Below are 17,633 nucleotides of genomic sequence, written 5' to 3'. Positions count from 1 at the left end.
CCTGTGGACCCGGTGGCCGCAAGGGCTGCCCACCCCGGTGGGCAGGGTCGGGTCCAGCAGCAGGAAGGGGACGAGTTCCGCGCCGGTCAAGCCGTCGCCGCCCCCATGGGCGTCGTCGGCCCCCGCATCCAGCAGATCCGGGCCGGCCAGGCCGCCGCCGTACGCATCACGGAGCTGCTGCACGCCCCCACGCTTCCCGAGTCCGCGACCCCCGCCCTGCCCGACGGCCACCACGTGTCGATGCGCGGGGTGTCCTTCTCCTACGACGGACAGACCGACGTTTTCAGCGGCGTCGACCTCGACCTCGCGCCCGGCACGGTCACCGCGCTGGTCGGACCCTCCGGCTCGGGCAAGTCCACCCTGGCGTCGCTGCTGTCCCGCTTCCACGACGTCACGGCCGGCACGGTGCCCCTCGGCGGCGCAGACCTTCGGGACATCCCCGCGACCGAGCTGTACCGCCGGGTCGGCTTCGTCCTCCAGGACGTGCGGCTGCTGCGCGCGAGCGTTGCCGACAACATCCGCCTGGGCCGCCCCGACGCCACCGACGAGAAGGTCGAGCGGTGTGCCCGAGCCGCCCGCATCCACGACCGCGTCATGGCGCTGCCCGACGGCTACGCGACCGAACTCGGCAGGGCCGTCACCCTGTCCGGCGGTGAGGCGCAACGCCTGTCCATCGCAAGGGCGTTGTTCGCCGACGCCCCCGTCCTCGTGCTCGACGAGGCGACCGCGTACGCCGACCCGCACTCCGAGGCACTGATCCAGGACGCTGCGCTTGCCGAATACCTCCTCCATGCTGGTCAGGCGGCATGTTGATACTCGTGGAGGGTGCAGCCGAGTCGCGCTCGCCGTCGTATGTCCAGACGGGCGATCCGGTCCGGGTCCTCGATCGGAGCGGGCAGCGAGTGGAGAGGGCGGGCATTCGCAAGACCCTGGTGCGGCCGGTGCTCATTATAGAACGTCTCGAACTCGCGCAGGGCGTGCAGGAGATGGCGCTGGTTCCAGGTCAACGTACGGTCTAGCAGCTCTCGCCTGCAGGTCTGCACCCACCGTTCCATGATCGAGTTCATGCGCGGCATCCGGACGCCGTTGAGCACCACCTCGATACCCGCGTCCTTGAGCAACTCGTCGAACGGCCGTGGGAACTTCCCGTCCCGATCCCTGATCAGATAGCGAGCCCGGCAGCCGGCGTCCTCGAGGTCCATGACGAGATTTTTCGCAGGCTGGACCACCCAGGACGCGGTCGGGTGCGCGGTCGCGCCCAGGATCCGGATCCGGCGGTTCGCGTGCTCGATCGCGGCGAACACGTACAAGCGGGCCCCGGACAGAGTGACGGCCTCGAAGAATTCGCACGCCAGGAGCGCGTAGGCCTGGGAGCGCAGGAAGTCCGCCCAAGTGCTGGAGGCCCGCTTGGGCGCCGGGTCGACGTCGGCTTCCTTCAAGATTTCCCAGACCGTGGATGCTGCCACCTTCACCCCGAGTACGAGCAGCTCACCGTGCAGGCGCCGATAGCCCCAACTTGGATTTTCCATGGCCAGGCGCAGCACCAGCGCCCGGATCGAGTGCACGGTGCGGGGCCGGCCTCCGCGCTTCGGCCGGGACTGGGAAGCGTGTCGGCGGGCGATGACGTTGCGGTGCCAGCGCAGTACCGTGTCCGGCCGCACCAGCAGCCGCATCCGGCGCAGCACTTCCCGTGGCAGGCCATGGAGGAGCGACGCCAAAAACGCCCGGTCGCTCGCGTGGAACCGGACCTGCTGCCCGTTCAGCTGCCGTTCCAGAACGCCGATCTGGTGGCGCAAGGCCAGGATCTCGACATCTTTCTCCCGGTCGCTCATCGGCAGCAGTCGCAGCATCGCGAACGCGTTCGTCACACCCAGGTACGCCAGTCTCAGCAGCACGACCGATCATCATGACGCGCCAACCGGCGCCGCGCGATACCGGCGACTCGATCGGCTTCGGCCAACGCCCAAACTCGATCCCACCTGCGTGGATGAGGTATTCGGCAAGGTCCTGCGCGCCAACGGCATCGTCGACACCGAGCCCTACCGCAAGCTCGGCCGCAACCAGCTCCGCGTGGCGATGTTCCCGGCGGTCGACGACGGACGTCGAGGCACTGACGAAGTGCATCGACTACGTGATCGAGAAGCTCTAACCGCTTCCCGTACGAGGACGGGGCGCCCGGTGTTGATCACCGCGCGCCCCCGTGGTCGTAGCCGCAGGAAGAAGCGTGACCGTCGCTCCGACCGTTACTCGTACTTCTCGGCGGGAGCGCAGTCCATGTAGGAGCCGGACTCGTACGCCGCCCGGTCGCTGTCGCGTTCGCGGATCGCCTCGACGAGACGGGCGTGGTCCTGGAACTGCTCGGGGCGCAGCGTGTCGCCGAAGTGGTCCAGCAGCGAGTCCCGGATCACCTCACCGAGGTCCGCGTGCAACTCGGCCAGCACGGTGTTGTGGGACGCGCTGACGACGGCCAGGTGGAAGGCGACGTCCGCGTTCGCGAAGCCGAGCCGGTCTCCGGCCGACCACGCCTGCTGCCGCTGCCCCAGGACGAGTTCGAGCCGTTCCAGATCCTCCGGGGTACGGCGGGCACAGGCCAGCCGCGCCGCCCGGATCTCCAGGGCGCTGCGGACGTCGGTGACGTCCTCTGTCCGGGCCCTTTCGAAGCGGGTCCGCATCATACCGGCGAGTTCGCTGGTCGCCTGCACGTAGGACCCGGAGCCGTGGCGGATTTCCAGCAGGCCGGTGTGCGCGAGGGCCCGGACCGCCTCCCGCACGGTGTTCCGGGCCACGCCGAGCTGATCGACGAGCTCCGTCTCGGTCGGGATGCGTGAGCCCACGGGCCAGGCCCCGGAGGTGATCTGCCGTCGCAGTCGGGTGATCACCTGGTCGGAAAGCGCCTGGCGGCGGACGGGATCCATAGTCATCCCATCAGTCTATGACAGTTCTTCTTGAGTGGACCCACCAAAGACTCATCCCATGAATCTATGAATCTACCGCCGAACTACTAGACATCGAGTCATGGGATGAGTCTACGATAGGTCCTATGTCGAAGAGTGAGCTCAGGCACGCCTCGCACCCTGGCCCCGACCAGAACACCCCCGTCAGCACCTCCCCCACGTCTCCCACCCCCCGCACCTCGCGCACCCCCCGGGCTTCCCGGGAGATGCGAGGACTGGCGGTGGCGGCGCTCGTCCTAGCGGCACTCAACCTGCGGCCGGGGGTCACCAGCCTGGGGCCGGTTCTCGAAGAGGTGCGCGACAGCCTGTCCATGAGCGGCACTCTGAGCGGAGTCCTCACCTCCATCCCCGCCGCGTGCTTCGCCCTGATCGGCTCCACGGCCCCGGCCCTGGCCCGGCGTTACGGCGCGGCCGGTGCCATCGCCGTCGCCGGTACGGTGCTGACGGCCGGCCTCGCGCTGCGGCCGTTCGCCGCCGACCCCGCCCTGTTCGTCGCGCTGACCGCCCTGTCGCTCGCCGGCATCGCCATCGCCAACGTGCTGCTCCCGGGCGTCGTCAAAGAGCGCTTCCCCGACCGGGTGGGCGCGATGACCGGCCTGTACTCCATGGCGCTGAACGTCGGCGCCTCGTCCGCTGCCGCCGCGACCGTCCCGCTGACCGAGGCGTTCGGCGGCAACTGGCGGTACGGCCTGGGGGCCTGGTCGGTCCTGGCCGCCATGGCTGTACCCCCCTGGCTGGCCCTCGCCCGCCGCCGACGGCCACCGGGAGCGGAGCCGGTGGCCGCGAACAACCGGCACGACCCGCAGAACCCAGAGCATCCAGAGCACCCGCAGAACCCGCAACTCCCTCCCCGGGTCTGGCTCTCCCGGAACCGCACCGCCTGGGCGCTCACCGCCTACTTCGGACTCCAGGCCAGCTCCGCGTACATCATCATCGGCTGGCTGCCCCAGATCTTCCGCGACGCCGGGCTCTCCGCCCAGACCGCGGGCCTGCTCTTCTCGGGCACCTCCCTGCTCGGCGTGCCCCTGTCCTTCGCCCTGTCGGCGATGGCCGGGAAGCTGCGTCACCAGAGCGGGATCGCGGCGGCGATCGGCGCGTGCGGCCTGGCCGGATTCACCGGGCTGTGGGTCGATCCGGCTGCCGCGCCCTGGCTCTGGGCGCTCCTCCTGGGCGTGGCCAACTGCTCCTTCCCGCTGGCCCTGACCATGATCGGCATGCGCGGCCGGGACGGCGCCGCCGTCGTGCGGCTCTCTGGCTTCGTACAGGGCTTCGGTTATCTGTTGTCGATCCCCGGACCCGTCGTCGTGGGCGTTCTCTACGACCGCTCCGACGGCTGGCGGCTGCCCCTGGCCTTCATCCTCCTGCTGACCCTGGTCCAGATCGCGGCAGGCATGCTGGCGGGCCGTAATCGCCAGATCGGCTGAAAAGAAAAAGACTCCTCCCGCTCCAGAAAAACCGTTTTTCGAGACGGCGCACCTCAATACACAGGAGCGCCGTGCCCCGATCATGCGAAAAAGGGAAATCAATGAGCACAGATATGACGCCGATGACACGTATCACTACCGCCTGCCTGACCGGCCTCCTCGCCGAACGGGCACGCCTCTCGCCGGACCGGATCGCCGTCGTTCACGAGGACGAGAGTCTGACCTTCGCTCAACTCGTCGACCGAGCTCACGAGCTGGGCGCGTTCCTGAGGCGGGCCGGTGTGACCCGGGACAGCCGCGTCGGTGTATTCATGGAGCCGTCGCTCGACCTGATGACGAACATCTGGGGAATCTTGTGGGCCGGCGGCTCCTATGTGCCGCTTTCCCCGGAATACCCCGCCGAGCGAATCGCGTACATGATGGCGGACGCCGGAGTGGAAATAGTCCTCACCCAGGAATTACTTCGGCCTGCACTCCAGGACCTTTCACCGGCCGGAGTGCGGGCTATCACCCTCGACGAGGTCAGGAAAGCGGAAGGGGACAGGGACGGAGTCGGGGACGGGGACGGGACAACGAAAACCCTTGATTCGCTGTCCTTTCCCCAGCCCGAGGACCTCGCCTACGTCATCTACACCTCCGGCAGCACCGGAAAGCCGAAGGGTGTGATGGTCGAGCACCGGAGCGTCGTCAGTCAGATGCGCTGGCTGCACGACGACCGCGAAATCGACGACAGCGAGATCATTCTCCAGAAGACCCCCATGAGCTTCGACGCGGCGCAGTGGGAGATTCTCGCCCCCGCCTGCGGAAGCACCGTCGTGATGGGAGCCTCCGGCGTCTACCGCGACCCCGAGGCGATCATCGCCACGATCCAGCGGCACGGCGTGACCACGCTCCAGTGCGTCCCCACCCTCCTCCAGGCGCTCCTCGACACCGAGAACCTCTCCGCCTGCCGGTCCCTGCGCCACATATTCAGCGGCGGTGAGGCACTCTCCCGGAGCCTCGCCGCCCAGTGCCTCGACACCATGCCGACGGCCCGCCTGGTCAACCTCTACGGCCCGACCGAGTGCACGATCAACGCCTCGGCCTTCGTCGTGGACCGTACGGCGGTGGACGACGGACCCCGCACCATGCCGATCGGCACACCGGTGAGCGCCACCACCTTCCACATCCTGGACCCGCACGGGAAGCCGGTCGCGATCGGCGAGGTCGGCGAACTGCACATCGGCGGGATCCAGGTGGCCCGCGGCTATCTCGGCCGCCCCGACCTCACCGCCGACCGGTTCGTGGCCGATCCCTTCTCCGCCGCCCCCGAAGCCCGCCTCTACCGCACCGGCGACCTGGCCCACTTCAACGCCGACAGCACCGTCCAGTTCGTCGGCCGCGCCGACAACCAGGTCAAGCTGCGCGGCTACCGGGTCGAACTCGATGAGATCCGCCAGACGGTCGAGACCCACGACTGGGTCCGCGGCGCGGCCGTCCTGCTCCGCGACGACGAGGCGACCGGGTTCCAGAACCTGGTGGCGTTCGTCGAACTCAACCCCAAGGAAGCCGCCCTGATGGACCAGGGCAACCATGGCTCCCACCACCAGTCCAAGCGCAGCAGACTCCAGGTCAGGGCCCAGCTGTCGCACTCCGGCTGCCGTGACGACGCCGAACTCGACGGCCGTACGGTGGTCGCACTCGCCGGCGCCGAGGCCACCCCCGAGCAGCGCGCCCGCGCCTTCGCCCGCAAGACCTACCGTTTCTACGAGGGCGGGGCGGTCGGCCGGGACGACATCCTGCGACTGCTGGCGCCGCGTCCCCGGCCGTGCCTCCCCGCGCGTGCCCCCGCCGACCTGAGCCGGGCCGAACTCGGCGTACTCCTGCGGGAGTTCGGCCAGCACATCAGTGACCAGCGGCTGCTGCCCAAGTACGCCTACGCCTCACCCGGCTCCCTCTACGCCACGCAGATGTACCTCGAACTCAGCGGTGTGGGCGAGATCCCCGCGGGCCTGTACTACTACCACCCGCTCCACCACCACCTGGTGCTCATCGGCCCGGCCCACCCGGCCGCCCCCGGCACTGGCACCGGCACCGGCACGCCCCACGCGAGGATCCACTTCCTCGGCAAGCACAGGGCGATCGAACCGGTCTACCGCAACAACATCCGCGAGGTCCTGGAGATCGAGGCCGGGCACATGGTCGGCCTGTTCGAGGAGGTGCTGCCGGCCCACGGCCTCCGTATCGCGGCCACGGAGTACCGCCCCACCGTCAAGGACCGCCTCGACTGCGCGGACGAGGACCACTACCTGGGCACGTTCGAGCTGCTGCCCGGAGCCACCACCGTGGACGCCATGGACGCCACGGACGCCTTCGGTGTCTACGTCCAGGCCCACTCCGGCCGGGTCGACGGCCTCCCGGCCGGCCTGTACCGGTACGCCGACGGCGGCCTCGTACGCATCTCCGACGACGTGGTCCTCAAGAAGCACGTCATCGCCATCAACCAGCGGGTCTACGAACGGGCCGGCTTCGGCGTCAGTATCGTCGCCGCCGGCCCCGACTCCTGGCGGCAGTACCTCGACCTGGGCCGCGAACTCCAGCGCCTGCAGATGAACGGCCTGGGCCTCGGCTTCATGTCCTCGGGCTACAGCTCCCGGTCCGGCAACGACCTGCCCTCGGCCAAGCGGCTGAGCAGGATCCTCACCGACTGCGGGCTGCCCACGGGACCGTCGTACTTCTTCGTCGGCGGGCGCGTCAGCGACGAGCAGCTGCACGGCGAGGACATGAAGGAGGACTCGGTTCACATGCAGGGACCGGCCGAGCTGATCAAGGAGGACCTGGCAGGACTGCTGCCCCGCTACATGGTGCCCAACCGGATCGTCGTCCTGGACCGGCTGCCGCTCACCGCCAACGGGAAGATCGACAACCAGGCGCTCGAAGCGTCGCAGCAGACCGAACTGGCCCTGTCCGGACGGGCGTTCGTCGCCCCCCGCACCCGCTCGGAGCGCCGGGTCCGCGATATCTGGCAGGCGGTGCTCAAGCGCGAACAGGTCTCCGTCGTGGACGACTTCTTCGAACTGGGCGGCAACTCCCTGCTCGCCGTGGCCCTCATCAGCCGGCTGAACGCGGACTTCGGCGGGACGATCCCGCTCCAGGTGCTGTTCGAGGACCCGACCGTCGAGCGGCTCGCCGCCCGCCTCGACGCCGACACGTCCGCGCCGCTGACCCGGCTGGTGCCGCTCCAGCCCGAGGGCACCGGCACCCCATTGCACTGCTGGCCCGGCCTCGGCGGCTACCCCATGAACCTGCGCCCGCTGGCCACCGCCCTGGGCACCGGCCGGCCCGTCCACGGGGTGCAGGCGTACGGCATCAACAGGGGCGAGGTCCCGTACGCCACGGTCCGGGAGATGGCGACCGCGGACATCGAGGCGATCCGGGAGATCCAGCCGCACGGCCCCTACCTCCTGTGCGGCTACTCGTTCGGCGCCCGGGTCGCCTTCGAGGCGGCGCACCAGCTGGAACAGGCCGGCGAGCGGGTGGAGCACCTGTTCCTCGTCGCCCCCGGTCAGCCCCGGCTGCGCCCCCAGGACGCCGAGGCCTCCGGCGGCCGGGCGGACTTCGGCGACCGTGCCTTCCTCGCCATTCTCTTCTCCGTCTTCGCCGGCACGGTCAGCGGCCCGGCACTGGACGAGGCCCTGCGGACGGTCAGGGACGAGGACGGCTTCGTCGTCTTCGTCACCGCACGTTTCCCCGGTCTCAGGGAGGAGCTCGTACGGGCCGTCACCGGCGTCGTCCGGCAGACCTACTCCTTCACCTACGAGTTCGACGAGCTGACCGGACGGCGCCTCGACACCCCGATGACGCTCGTCAAGGCCGTCGACGACAACTACTCGTTCATCGAGCGCAGCGAGCGCCAGGGCGGTTTCTCCGCCCGGCCGCCCGCCGTCCACCAACTGCGGGCGGGCCACTACGAACTGCTGCGCGAGCCGTACGCCACCGAACTCGCCGCGCTCGTCAACCACCGGATCGACGCCACCGCCCCCATCGCCACCACCACGGCCACGGCCACGCGTGCGGACCGGGCGGCCCACGCCTTTCTCCAGGAGGTCGGAGTGCCCCACATCAACATCAAGCACTTCCCGGTGCCCATCAGCGAGGAGCAGGAACGGGAACTGGTCACCGCGGTCACGGCGGCCGTGCGCAACGCCTTCGGCTGCAAGGAGGATGTCGTCTCCATCGCCCTGGAACCCGTCACCCAGGACTTGTGGAACGAGCGGGTCTACGTGCCCGAGATCGTCGACCGGCAGAGCCTCCTGCGCAAGACGCCCAACTACTGACCGACCCCGGCCGGCCCGGACCCCGCCCCATCCTCCACTCCAGTAAGGACCTTCCCATGACGCTCCCCGCACGCGGACACCGTCCGGTGCCCCTGGTGTTCACCGACGAGGTGGCCTCGGCGCTCGCCGACGGCGACCCGGTGGTGGCGCTGGAGTCGAACGTCATCACGCATGGCCTCCCCTACCCCGACAACGCTGCCACCGCCCGCAAGGTGGAGGAAGCGGTACGGTCAGGCGGCGCGGTGCCTGCCACCATCGGCATCGACGACGGCCGCATCCTGGTCGGGATGACCGACGCGGACATCGAGCGCTTCGCCGCCACGCCGGGCATCCCCAAGGTGAGCAGCAGGGACCTGGCCGCCGTCCTCGCCTCGGGCACCGCGGGCGCCACCACCGTCGCGTCCTCGCTGGTCGCGGCGGAACTCGCCGGTATCCCGTTCTTCTCGTCGGCGGGCATCGGCGGCGTCCACCGCGGCGCCGAGACCACCATGGACGTCTCCTCCGACCTGATCCAGTTCACCCGCTCGAAGGTGGCCGTCGTCTGCGCCGGCGCGAAGAAGATCCTCGATCTCGGCCTGACCATGGAGTTCCTGGAGACCCACTGCGTCCCCGTCATCTCCTACGGCTACGACGACTTCCCCGCCTTCTACTGTCGGTCCAGCGGCCTGCGCGCCCCGCAGCGGCTGGACGACGAGGCCCTGATCGCCCGCGCCGTCGAGACCCATTGGGCGCTGGGCAACCCTGGCGGTGTCCTCATCACCAGCCCCACCCGGCCCCAGGACGCGATCGACGGGCAGGACATCGAGGCCGCCATCGCCGAGGCCCTGCACGGCGCCTCGGCGGACGGGGTGCGGGGCGGCGCCGTCACGAAGTACGTGATGCGTGCCGTGGACCGGGCCACCGAGGGACGGTCCGCGCTGGCCAACATGGCCGTACTCATCCACACGGCGGAGGTCGGCGGCCGGCTCGCCGCGGCCCACGCCCGCCTGCGACGCGAGGAGAACGACCGGTGAAACCGCCCCGCACCCCGAACCAGCCCAAGACTCACTCCCAGACCCAGACCCACGTTCAGGCCCATGTTCTGGCCCAGGAGGCGGCTGCTGTGACCCGTGTGGCGATGTTCGACCTGGACGGCACGCTCGTCGACTCGCCGCGGGCGATCGTGGAAGCGTTCGCCGTCGCCTTCGAGGCAATGGGCGCGGCCCCCCGGGACCCGGCGGACGTCCGGGCGACCATCGGCCTGCCCCTTGAGCAGGCGTTCGGCAAGCTGCTGGGCGTGCCACAGGACGATCCCCAGGTCACCGAGGGCGTCGCCCGCTACCAGGAGGCGTTCCGCACGGTCATCCTGCCCCGCGCCCGGTCGCTGGTCTTCCCCGGCGTCGCCGAGGGGCTCGACGAACTGCGCCGCGGAGGAGTCGTGCTGACGGTGGCCACGAGCAAGTTCCACGCCAGTGCCGACGCGCTGCTGACCGCGGCCGGCCTGCGCGACCTGATCACCGTCCTGATCGGCGCCGACGACGTCACCCACCCCAAACCGCACCCGGAGCCGGGACTCCTGATCCTCGAACGGCTGGACGCCCGCCCCGAGCACGCCGTGATGGTCGGCGACACAACCCACGACCTGCGGATGGCCGAGGCGGCGGGCATCGCCTCGGTCGCGGTCACCTACGGAGTGCACTCGCGGGCGGAACTGGAGGCGGCCCGCCCGACGTTCGTCGCCGAGACGTTCCCCGACGTCGTCGACCGGATCCTCGCCACACTGCCCGACAGCGGCCCGGCCGGGAACACGTTGGTCGAGGACATGCTGAACGACCGTACCTACCACATCGAGTTCAACGGTCACCTCACCAACCACGTGAAGCATGCCGTCGTCGCCCTGGCCGGCCTCGGCGTGGCCCCGGAGCGGATCAAGGCCTACCACGACAACTACGTCAAGCTCACCCCGTACGGCTGCCCCGTGGAGCCGGCCCGGGCGCCCCAGCAGACCATCGAGGACGACAACTGGCTCCAACTCATCGGAAAACGCCAGGACTTCGCCGCCCACTGCGAGTTCTTCGACCGGCGCGAACGGGAACTGGGAATGCCGGAGATGCTGCGGCGTTACCTGCCGCGTCTGCTCTCCGGCTGGGTCGGCGCCCTCCAGCACGCGACCATCCACCTGGGCTGGGCGCTGGACTCCGGCAACCGCTGGATGGCCATCGAGGGCATCGCCTACCTCGCCTTCGCCCACGTCGACTGCCACCCCGAGCGCGCCGCCGTCCACGACGCGTACGGCGCGGAGCGGCCCAAGGACTCCCTGCTGCGTATCGCCCGCTACTGGGAGGACAACCGACAGCAGCTCGGAGCCTGGGTGCAGAACGTGGTCGACGACACGACCGCCGACATCCACCCCGAGCTGCTCAGGTCCGGACTGCAGTCCCGGATCGCCCGGACGCTCGGCGAAGGCCACCCCCGGATCTACGAGACCCCCGCCTGGGTCACCGACCAGGACACCGACGCCAGTTGGGACCAGCTCGCCTACCTGGTCACCCTCCTCTACCTGGCGGAACCGGGTGATTTCCTCCTGTTGCACCTCATGACCGCGCTGCACGCGATGCGGCACATCGCGGACGCCCTCCCCGCCGAGCAGCGCTCCGAGGCGGTGAAGTGCTACTGGACCGGCATCCTCGGTGTCCTGTTCTCCCGCGGCCACTTCGCCCGGCCCGGAAAGCTGACGGCGCTCGACAGCCTCTTCGACACCGACATGGCCGTGGACGACGTCACCGACCCGCGCTGGGCCCGCGAGTGGGACTGGCTGGTCGCACGAGCCGTGGAGGAGGAGGAAGAGCACAACCCGAAGCTCGTCTACGTGATGCGCGCGATGTGGCACCGCACGGGCGGCAGGTCCATCTACCGCGTCGCCGCAGGCCAGTTCACCGCGACACCCGAACTGCCCGCGACCTTCGAACAGCCGCCCGTCGACTGACCAGCCCCCCGACCAGCCCCCACCTTCGTACGAGGAGCCGGACATGACCATCGCGACTGCGACCGTACCCAAGACGACAACCGCGCCCACGCCCACGCTTCAGACGTACCTGGACCGCAACGTCCACCTGCTCCCGCAGACCGACCAACTGCGCGCCCTGCACACGGTCGTCCGCGACCGCGACGCCGACCGCGAGGACTTCGTCTTCTACGCCGGCCGCATCATCCGGCTGCTGATCGAGGCGGCCCTGGCCCTCCTGCCCTTCGAGCCGTACGAGGTCACCACGCCCGTGGGCAGCACGTACCGGGGATTACGCTTCGCGCGCGGACTGGTCGGAGTGCCGATCATCCGCGCCGGCGAGAGCATGGAGGCCGAACTGCGCGCGGTGGTCCCCGGGGTCAGGATCGGGAAGATCCTCATCCAGCGGGACCCGACGACCAAACAACCGCACCTCTACTACACGAAACTCCCCGACGACATCGCCGACCGCCACGTCCTCCTGCTCGACCCGATGCTGGCGACCGGCGGCACCGCGCTCGCCGCCATCGAGGTCCTGCGCGAGCTCGGCGTACCGGAGGAGCACATCGTCTTCGTCAACTTCATTACCGTGGCGGAGGGCATCACCGCCGTGTGCGAGCGCTACCCCGGGGTCCGGATCGTGACGTCCGCCATCGAGGAGGGGCTGAGCGAGGACGCGTACATGCTCCCCGGTATAGGCGACTTCGGCGACCGCTACTTCGGAACGAACCGCTAGGCACCGGAAGAGGCCGGTAGGCACCGGAGTCAGGCGAGGCACTCCTCACCGGACTCCGGTGGCATGCTCCGTCAGGTCGCCGTAAACCTCACACCCGGCGCCCTTGCAGAGCTGAGAAGGGGCCACACGTCCCCGACCGGCTGCCGGTCCGACGGACCGAGCAGAAACCGCGGCACACAGACGGTGGCCGGCTGGGCGGGCGAGAGCCCAGGGCGGCGTTGATCACGCTGCCCCGCCGGGGATCCCCAAGATCCCCGACAGCGTCAGCGTCTGACCAGCACCGGGCGCCCCCGTCGTCGTAGCCCGCGTGTCAGCTCGTCACGCGGAAGGTGGCGTCGCCGCGTCCCGTCGCGGTGGTGATCGGGTCGAGGCGCAGCTGGTAGGCGTAGTGGCGGATGTAGCGGTCGAGGTAGTTGTAGGACTGGAACGACGACCAGGTCGAGTCGGCGAGGCCGGCGACCTGGCGGAAGGTGGCGTCCGCGGCGAACTGACTGCTGCCGTCGTTGCAGACCAGCTGGAAGTCGTAGTTGTCAATCCCCGGGTTTCGTAGAGACGTTGGTTATGCGGCCCGGCCTTTCTGATCGGTCCGGGCTCGCGCTTCCTGGATGATCCGTTCGAACTCGACGGGGGGCTTCCCGCCGGCCGCGCTGTGACGGCGTTTCGTGTTGTAGAAGTCCGCGATCCACGTGGCGGTCCACTGGCGTCGCGCATCCGCGGGCGCCTCCGGCACCTTCTGCTGCTTACCTCGTCCCATCGCGCACCTCCGGATTCTCGAGGTGTTGCGACGACCGGTTGAATCCGCCCCGGGCGCCGTTGTCGCTGTGGAATATCGCCCCGTCAAGGGTTCCGCCGCGAGTACGGGCTGCGGATCTGAGGGCGTCGGTGACCAGCCCGGTGCGCATGTGGTCGGCGATCGACCAGCCCGCAAGCCGCCTGGAATGCAGGTCCAACCCCGTTGCCAGATAGAGGAACTGACCATCCCTGAAGTGTGGCTGCTGCTGCGGGGTACACCAGGGGCATGACAGATAGGACGGGGCGCGGACAGGGCGCGGAACTGGACGGTCTGCTGCGCGAGGTACGGCATCAGATGTCGGGGGCAGACACGTGCAACGCTCGGAGGTTCCTGGAGTTGCTGCATCGGCAGACCGGTGCAGAGGCTGCGCTGGTCTCCGCCGGCGGAGACAGGATGGAAGCAGCGACTACGGCCTTCCCGCAGCAGGTCCTGCCCGCGCTCGCGCCACTGTTCACGCGGCTGTCCGACGGATCACTGGCCTCGGCCGCGACGGAGGCCGAGCAGCTGCATGTGCGGTGCGAGGCTCTCGGGCCGCAGGAGCCGCGCCCGGTACTCGTGGTGGCCGACCGCGCAGAACCTTCCCCGGATACCGTCGCGTTGACCGCTCACACCGCCGGCGTGCTCACATTGCTGCTCCGCGCCGAGAACGGCGACCGCGTCCTGCACAGCTATCAGCACAAGGCGCGTCAGGTGCGGTTCGCGGTGCTGCACGCGCTGATGGCGGGTGGACCGCTGCTCGCGCGCAGGATGACGGCCGGTGCGGTTCCGCCTTTGCTCGAGGCCGACCGGCTCCGCATCCACCTGCTGCGCTGCCCACCTCGAGACCGCGACCGGATCAGCCGCTTGCATCAAGATCCGTCCGGCTATCACGGTTCGGGGCTCATGGTGCACTGTCCTGTCATCAAGGAGCACCTGATCTGCCTGATCGCCGACGGAGAACTCCCGCATGGATCTGCCGGCTCCCCGCACGGACTGAGCGACACCCTGCGCCGCCTCGTCCGTAATGATCCACGCTGCGCACTCGGTATCAGCGGCGCGCACCCCCTCGATGCGACGGCCGCGGCCTACAGCGAGGCGCTGCACGCGCTGGCCGCCGCCCGTTCCGCCCCAGACCGCGTGGCTCACTACCACGGCCGCACTCCCCTCGCCGGTATCCTTCCGCGCCCGGCTGCCCATGACTGGTCCGATGCGCTCCTACGACCATTGGAGGCCGTCCCGAAGGTCAGTGCCGATGTCACCCGACTGGCTTTGACCCTGCCCCGATCCGGCGTGGCCCGCCTTCTCGGCCTCAGCCGCAACACCGTGGCCGCACACATCGGACACGCGGAGAAGGCCCTGGGCCTGGATCTCACGGACGTCCGTTCGCGCGCCGCGGTCCACCTGGCCCTCGCCATCAGCGGTTCCCCTGCGGACTCCTCCCCGGGTGTCCACCAACCTCCGCCCTGCCTGGGCGAGTTGCTGTGCAGTGAAGCCGCCGTGGCGTGGGCCCGGACCGTTCTGCGCCCCCTCGGCATCCGGCATCGCCGCACCCTGCAGGCGTGGATCGACGCCAACGCCGATGCATCGCAGGCCGCCAGCCACCTGGCCATCAGCCGCAACACAGTCCGGGCGCATCTGCGGACGGCCGAGACCGCACTGGGCGTCGACCTGCTGACCACGGGCAGCGGCATCCACGACGTGGTGCACGCGCTGCACATCAGTGCAAACGTCCCGACTGAGCTCCGTGCACACAAGACGCGCAAAGGTGAGCACCGTGCACGGTGGCCGAGGCATGTGAGGCCCCCTAACGTCACATGACGTACGAATCATCGGGGGTTGCCGAGACCGGATTCACCGGCAACCGGCGGCGAGAATCCATGCCGCCGAGCAGCGGAATTCCGTCGCGCTGTCGTGCTTCCCAGGGGAAAGCATGCGTGCGCCGCGGCCGCTCACCCCTCAAGACCGGACAACCATGCGCCGCAATGGGATGCGGCGCACCACACGGGAGGAGAAGAGCGGATGCGTAAATCCTGGCTCCTGACGACTTTGGCAGCCACGTTGCTGCTGTCCACGGCCCAGGCAGCACAGGCCCAGCCGCAGACCGACACCAGCGCCGCGGCGGTGCGCGCGCAGCAGGCGTCCTCGGACGACGTGAACTCGGAGGCCTTTGCGGACTTCGGGTGGGGCGGCGCGTGGTTCGAATTCACCGGAGACAGCACGATCGACTCCATCTGGACCTACGCCAACGACCAATCGTGCGACGGCAACAACGTCTATACGCGGCTGGAAGTGGGTCACTACAACGGGGTTGTGGACATCGACGACACAACCGCCTGGGGCGAGGGCTGCTGGGGCGGCACCGGCCACGCGGAAGGCGGCTCCTACGACCACATCGCGGGCGGAATGATCGTCTGGGCGCGGGTGATCGTCTGCAATGACGACTGGGGCTGGGAGAACACCTGCGTGCGCGGTCCCAAGCGACACAACCCCTACTCCTGAGAAGACGTTCCGGTTGCAGACCTGATAGTTCATGGGTTGTGCCAAGTTATGGGCGTTTCGCCCGTTGCTCGTTTCGTGAGATTGGAGATCATCGCGAGGCGGATCATGCTCTCGGAGTGCGCCGGTTTGGTCTCATAGCCGCGGGCGAGGCGGCGATGCATCATGATCCATCCAAAGCTCCGCTCCACGACCCACCGCCGTGGGATGACGGAGAAGCCTTTGACCTGCTCGTTTCGTGGGACGACGTCGACGTCGACGCCTAGGGCGGCGCCGTGCTCGATCGCCTTCTTCTTGTAGCCGGTGTCGACCCATGCCTTGCTGATGGTGGGGTGGTCGGCGGCGACGCGGGTGAGGAGCTGCATGCCGGCCTCGTTGTCCGAGACGCTGGCGGCGGTCACCATGACCAGCAGTAACAGGCCGAGAGTGTCGACGACGATGCTGCGTTTGCGGCCGACGATCTTCTTGCCGGCGTCGGTGCCCTGAGTGTCGGTGGGCACGCTGATAGCGGTCTTGACGCTCTGGGCGTCGATGACGCAGGCGGTAGGTTGGCCGTTCGTCCTACCTGCTCACGGACCATCCGGTGCAGGTGGAGGCCGAGTTTCTCGATGGTGCCGTCCGCGGTCCAGGCGCTGAAGTAGCCGAACACGGTGGTGTGCGGCGGGAAGTCGTGGGGCAGGTAGCGCCAGGGGACGCCGGTCCGGTTGAGGAAGAGGATCGCGTTCATGACTTCTCGCAGGTCAGTGACCTTTCCGCCAAGGTTGAGCGAGGTCTTCTGCCGCTCGGCCCGCCAGGCCGTCAAGGTCGGTTCCATCAACGCCCAGCGGGCATCGGAGAGATCGCTTAGAGCTCGTAACAGGATCACGGGCGGGCCTTCTTGAGGCGTCTCCAGCAGATGAGGCCACAGGTCAGGGAGACGAGGGCGTCGTGCAGGTCGAGGCGTCTTTCCCAGCGGACGGCCAGCCGCTTGAAGTAGTGCAGGAGCGAGAAGGTCTGCTCGACGACGTAGCGGAGCTTGCCCAGGTCCTTGATGTTCGGGGCGCCCTTGCGGGAGATCACCGGCAGGATCCGGCGCCTGCGCAGCTCACGCCGGTTGGGATTGCTGTCGTATCCCTTGTCGCCGAGCAGGGCGTCGGGACGCCTGCGCGGGCGGCCGGGTTTGCCGGCCACGGGCGGGATGCCGTCGACCAGGACCAGGGTCTGCGTGACGTCGTTGACGTTGGCCGCGGTGGTGATGACCTTGAACGGCGTTCCCCTGCCGCCGCAGATCAAATGGTGCTTACTACCCGTCTTCCCCCGGTCGACCGGCGACGGGCCGGTGGCCTCGCCCCCTTTTTCCCGCGGATGTGGGAGGCATCCACGCAGGCCCGCGACCAGTCCAGTTCATCGGCCGCATGCAGCTCGGCGAGCAGCATGCGGTGCAGCTTCTCGAAGACGCCAGCCTGCTGCCACCGACCGAGTCGGCGCCAGCAGGTCTGCCCGGAGCCGAACCCCAGCTCCGCGGTAGCAGTTGCCAGCTGACGTCGTTGTAGAGCACGTACAAGATGCCCTGCAGGCACAGCCGGTCATCCACCGGCTTCGGGCCGGGAGCCTTCTGCGGCCAGGGTGGCAGCAACGGCTCGATCAGGGCCCACAGTTCGTCATCCACGATCCACGGCCGATTCCCCACATCTCACGAACGGCGCAATCGTCGTACAGGTCACGCCCGACCAGCACACCTCAACAAGATCGTGTTACGAGTTCTTAAAGATGGAAATTATCTAGACGGAACGCGATGCAGAACCCACTACAACCAGATCTACCGCTACACCGGCGAAATCATATTCCCGGCCATATTGCGGTCCACCCCGTCCGAAGCATCGTCGTCCGCTTCCCCAGACCGGAACCCCTGTCTGCCAGAGAATCTCGTCCTCCCACTCAGACCAGGTGTTCCTCGAAACCAGTGCCGCCCG

General features: G+C 68.8%; 10 protein-coding genes and 6 pseudogenes. 9 read left to right on the top strand and 7 right to left on the bottom strand.

Annotated elements, in window-relative coordinates:
- Positions 1–90: 90 nt before the first annotated feature.
- Positions 91–768 (top strand): annotated as a pseudogene (locus Q4V64_RS07165) (ABC transporter ATP-binding protein); the annotation flags it as partial.
- A 29-nt stretch (positions 769–797) separates the two neighbouring features.
- Here Q4V64_RS07165 and Q4V64_RS07160 read toward each other — a convergent pair.
- Positions 798–1,895, bottom strand: coding sequence for an integrase core domain-containing protein (locus Q4V64_RS07160; RefSeq protein WP_124444179.1), 1,098 nt, complete (start codon positions 1,893–1,895; stop codon positions 798–800).
- 106 nt (positions 1,896–2,001) lie between these two features.
- Here Q4V64_RS07160 and Q4V64_RS07155 point away from each other — a divergent pair.
- Positions 2,002–2,149: pseudogene (locus Q4V64_RS07155) on the top strand (phosphoserine transaminase); the annotation flags it as partial.
- A gap of 94 nt (positions 2,150–2,243) precedes the next feature.
- Here the strand turns inward: Q4V64_RS07155 and Q4V64_RS07150 are convergent.
- Positions 2,244–2,915: a FadR/GntR family transcriptional regulator gene (locus Q4V64_RS07150; RefSeq protein WP_124444265.1), complete on the bottom strand. Its 672-nt coding sequence runs from the start codon at positions 2,913–2,915 to the stop codon at positions 2,244–2,246.
- A gap of 125 nt (positions 2,916–3,040) precedes the next feature.
- Here Q4V64_RS07150 and Q4V64_RS07145 point away from each other — a divergent pair, with 125 nt between their 5' ends.
- The 5 genes from Q4V64_RS07145 to upp all read left to right on the top strand — a co-directional run bounded on the left by Q4V64_RS07145 (position 3,041) and on the right by upp (position 12,413).
- Complete coding sequence (locus Q4V64_RS07145) at positions 3,041–4,378, top strand: MFS transporter (RefSeq protein ID WP_124444180.1); 1,338 nt, start codon at positions 3,041–3,043, stop codon at positions 4,376–4,378.
- 113 nt (positions 4,379–4,491) lie between these two features.
- Positions 4,492–8,694 carry an amino acid adenylation domain-containing protein gene (locus Q4V64_RS07140; protein WP_124444181.1) on the top strand — a complete coding sequence of 1,401 codons (4,203 nt, stop codon included), beginning with the start codon at positions 4,492–4,494 and terminating at the stop codon, positions 8,692–8,694.
- 56 nt (positions 8,695–8,750) lie between these two features.
- On the top strand, positions 8,751–9,707 hold the full coding sequence (locus Q4V64_RS07135) for a pseudouridine-5'-phosphate glycosidase (RefSeq protein WP_124444182.1): 957 nt from the start codon (positions 8,751–8,753) through the stop codon (positions 9,705–9,707).
- On the top strand, positions 9,704–11,659 hold the full coding sequence (locus Q4V64_RS07130) for an HAD-IA family hydrolase (protein ID WP_253267336.1): 1,956 nt from the start codon (positions 9,704–9,706) through the stop codon (positions 11,657–11,659). The genes Q4V64_RS07135 and Q4V64_RS07130 overlap by 4 nt, the downstream gene beginning before the upstream one ends.
- 49 nt (positions 11,660–11,708) lie before the next feature.
- Positions 11,709–12,413, top strand: coding sequence for a uracil phosphoribosyltransferase (upp, locus tag Q4V64_RS07125; RefSeq protein ID WP_253267348.1), 705 nt, complete (start codon positions 11,709–11,711; stop codon positions 12,411–12,413).
- A 310-nt stretch (positions 12,414–12,723) separates the two neighbouring features.
- On the opposite strand, the pseudogene Q4V64_RS07120 reads toward upp, so the two are convergent.
- The 3 genes and pseudogenes from Q4V64_RS07120 to Q4V64_RS07110 form a co-directional block, all read right to left on the bottom strand.
- A pseudogene (locus Q4V64_RS07120) lies at positions 12,724–12,942 on the bottom strand (AbfB domain-containing protein); the annotation flags it as partial.
- 30 nt (positions 12,943–12,972) lie between these two features.
- Complete coding sequence (locus Q4V64_RS07115; protein ID WP_124444183.1) at positions 12,973–13,167, bottom strand: hypothetical protein; 195 nt, start codon at positions 13,165–13,167, stop codon at positions 12,973–12,975.
- Between the two features lie 52 nt (positions 13,168–13,219).
- Positions 13,220–13,393, bottom strand: a pseudogene (locus Q4V64_RS07110) (DDE-type integrase/transposase/recombinase); the annotation flags it as partial.
- Positions 13,394–13,599: 206 nt separating this feature from the next.
- Between Q4V64_RS07110 and Q4V64_RS07105 the strand changes: the two are divergent.
- Together Q4V64_RS07105 and Q4V64_RS07100 are read left to right on the top strand one after the other, a co-directional pair.
- Entirely contained in the window at positions 13,600–15,003 is a 1,404-nt protein-coding gene (locus Q4V64_RS07105) for a helix-turn-helix domain-containing protein (protein WP_253267337.1), read from the top strand.
- Between the two features lie 201 nt (positions 15,004–15,204).
- Positions 15,205–15,684: a hypothetical protein gene (locus tag Q4V64_RS07100; RefSeq protein WP_124444185.1), complete on the top strand. Its 480-nt coding sequence runs from the start codon at positions 15,205–15,207 to the stop codon at positions 15,682–15,684.
- 29 nt (positions 15,685–15,713) lie between these two features.
- Here Q4V64_RS07100 and Q4V64_RS07095 read toward each other — a convergent pair.
- Together Q4V64_RS07095 and Q4V64_RS07090 are read right to left on the bottom strand one after the other, a co-directional pair.
- A pseudogene (locus Q4V64_RS07095) lies at positions 15,714–16,495 on the bottom strand (IS5 family transposase).
- A gap of 47 nt (positions 16,496–16,542) precedes the next feature.
- Positions 16,543–17,350: pseudogene (locus tag Q4V64_RS07090) on the bottom strand (IS5 family transposase).
- Positions 17,351–17,633 lie beyond the last annotated feature (283 nt).

Source organism: Streptomyces sp. NL15-2K (genome assembly GCF_030551255.1).
Classification (GTDB): domain Bacteria; phylum Actinomycetota; class Actinomycetes; order Streptomycetales; family Streptomycetaceae; genus Streptomyces.
The sequence above is the reverse complement of the archived record's forward strand: the minus strand, read 5'-3'. Positions and strand labels throughout refer to the sequence as shown.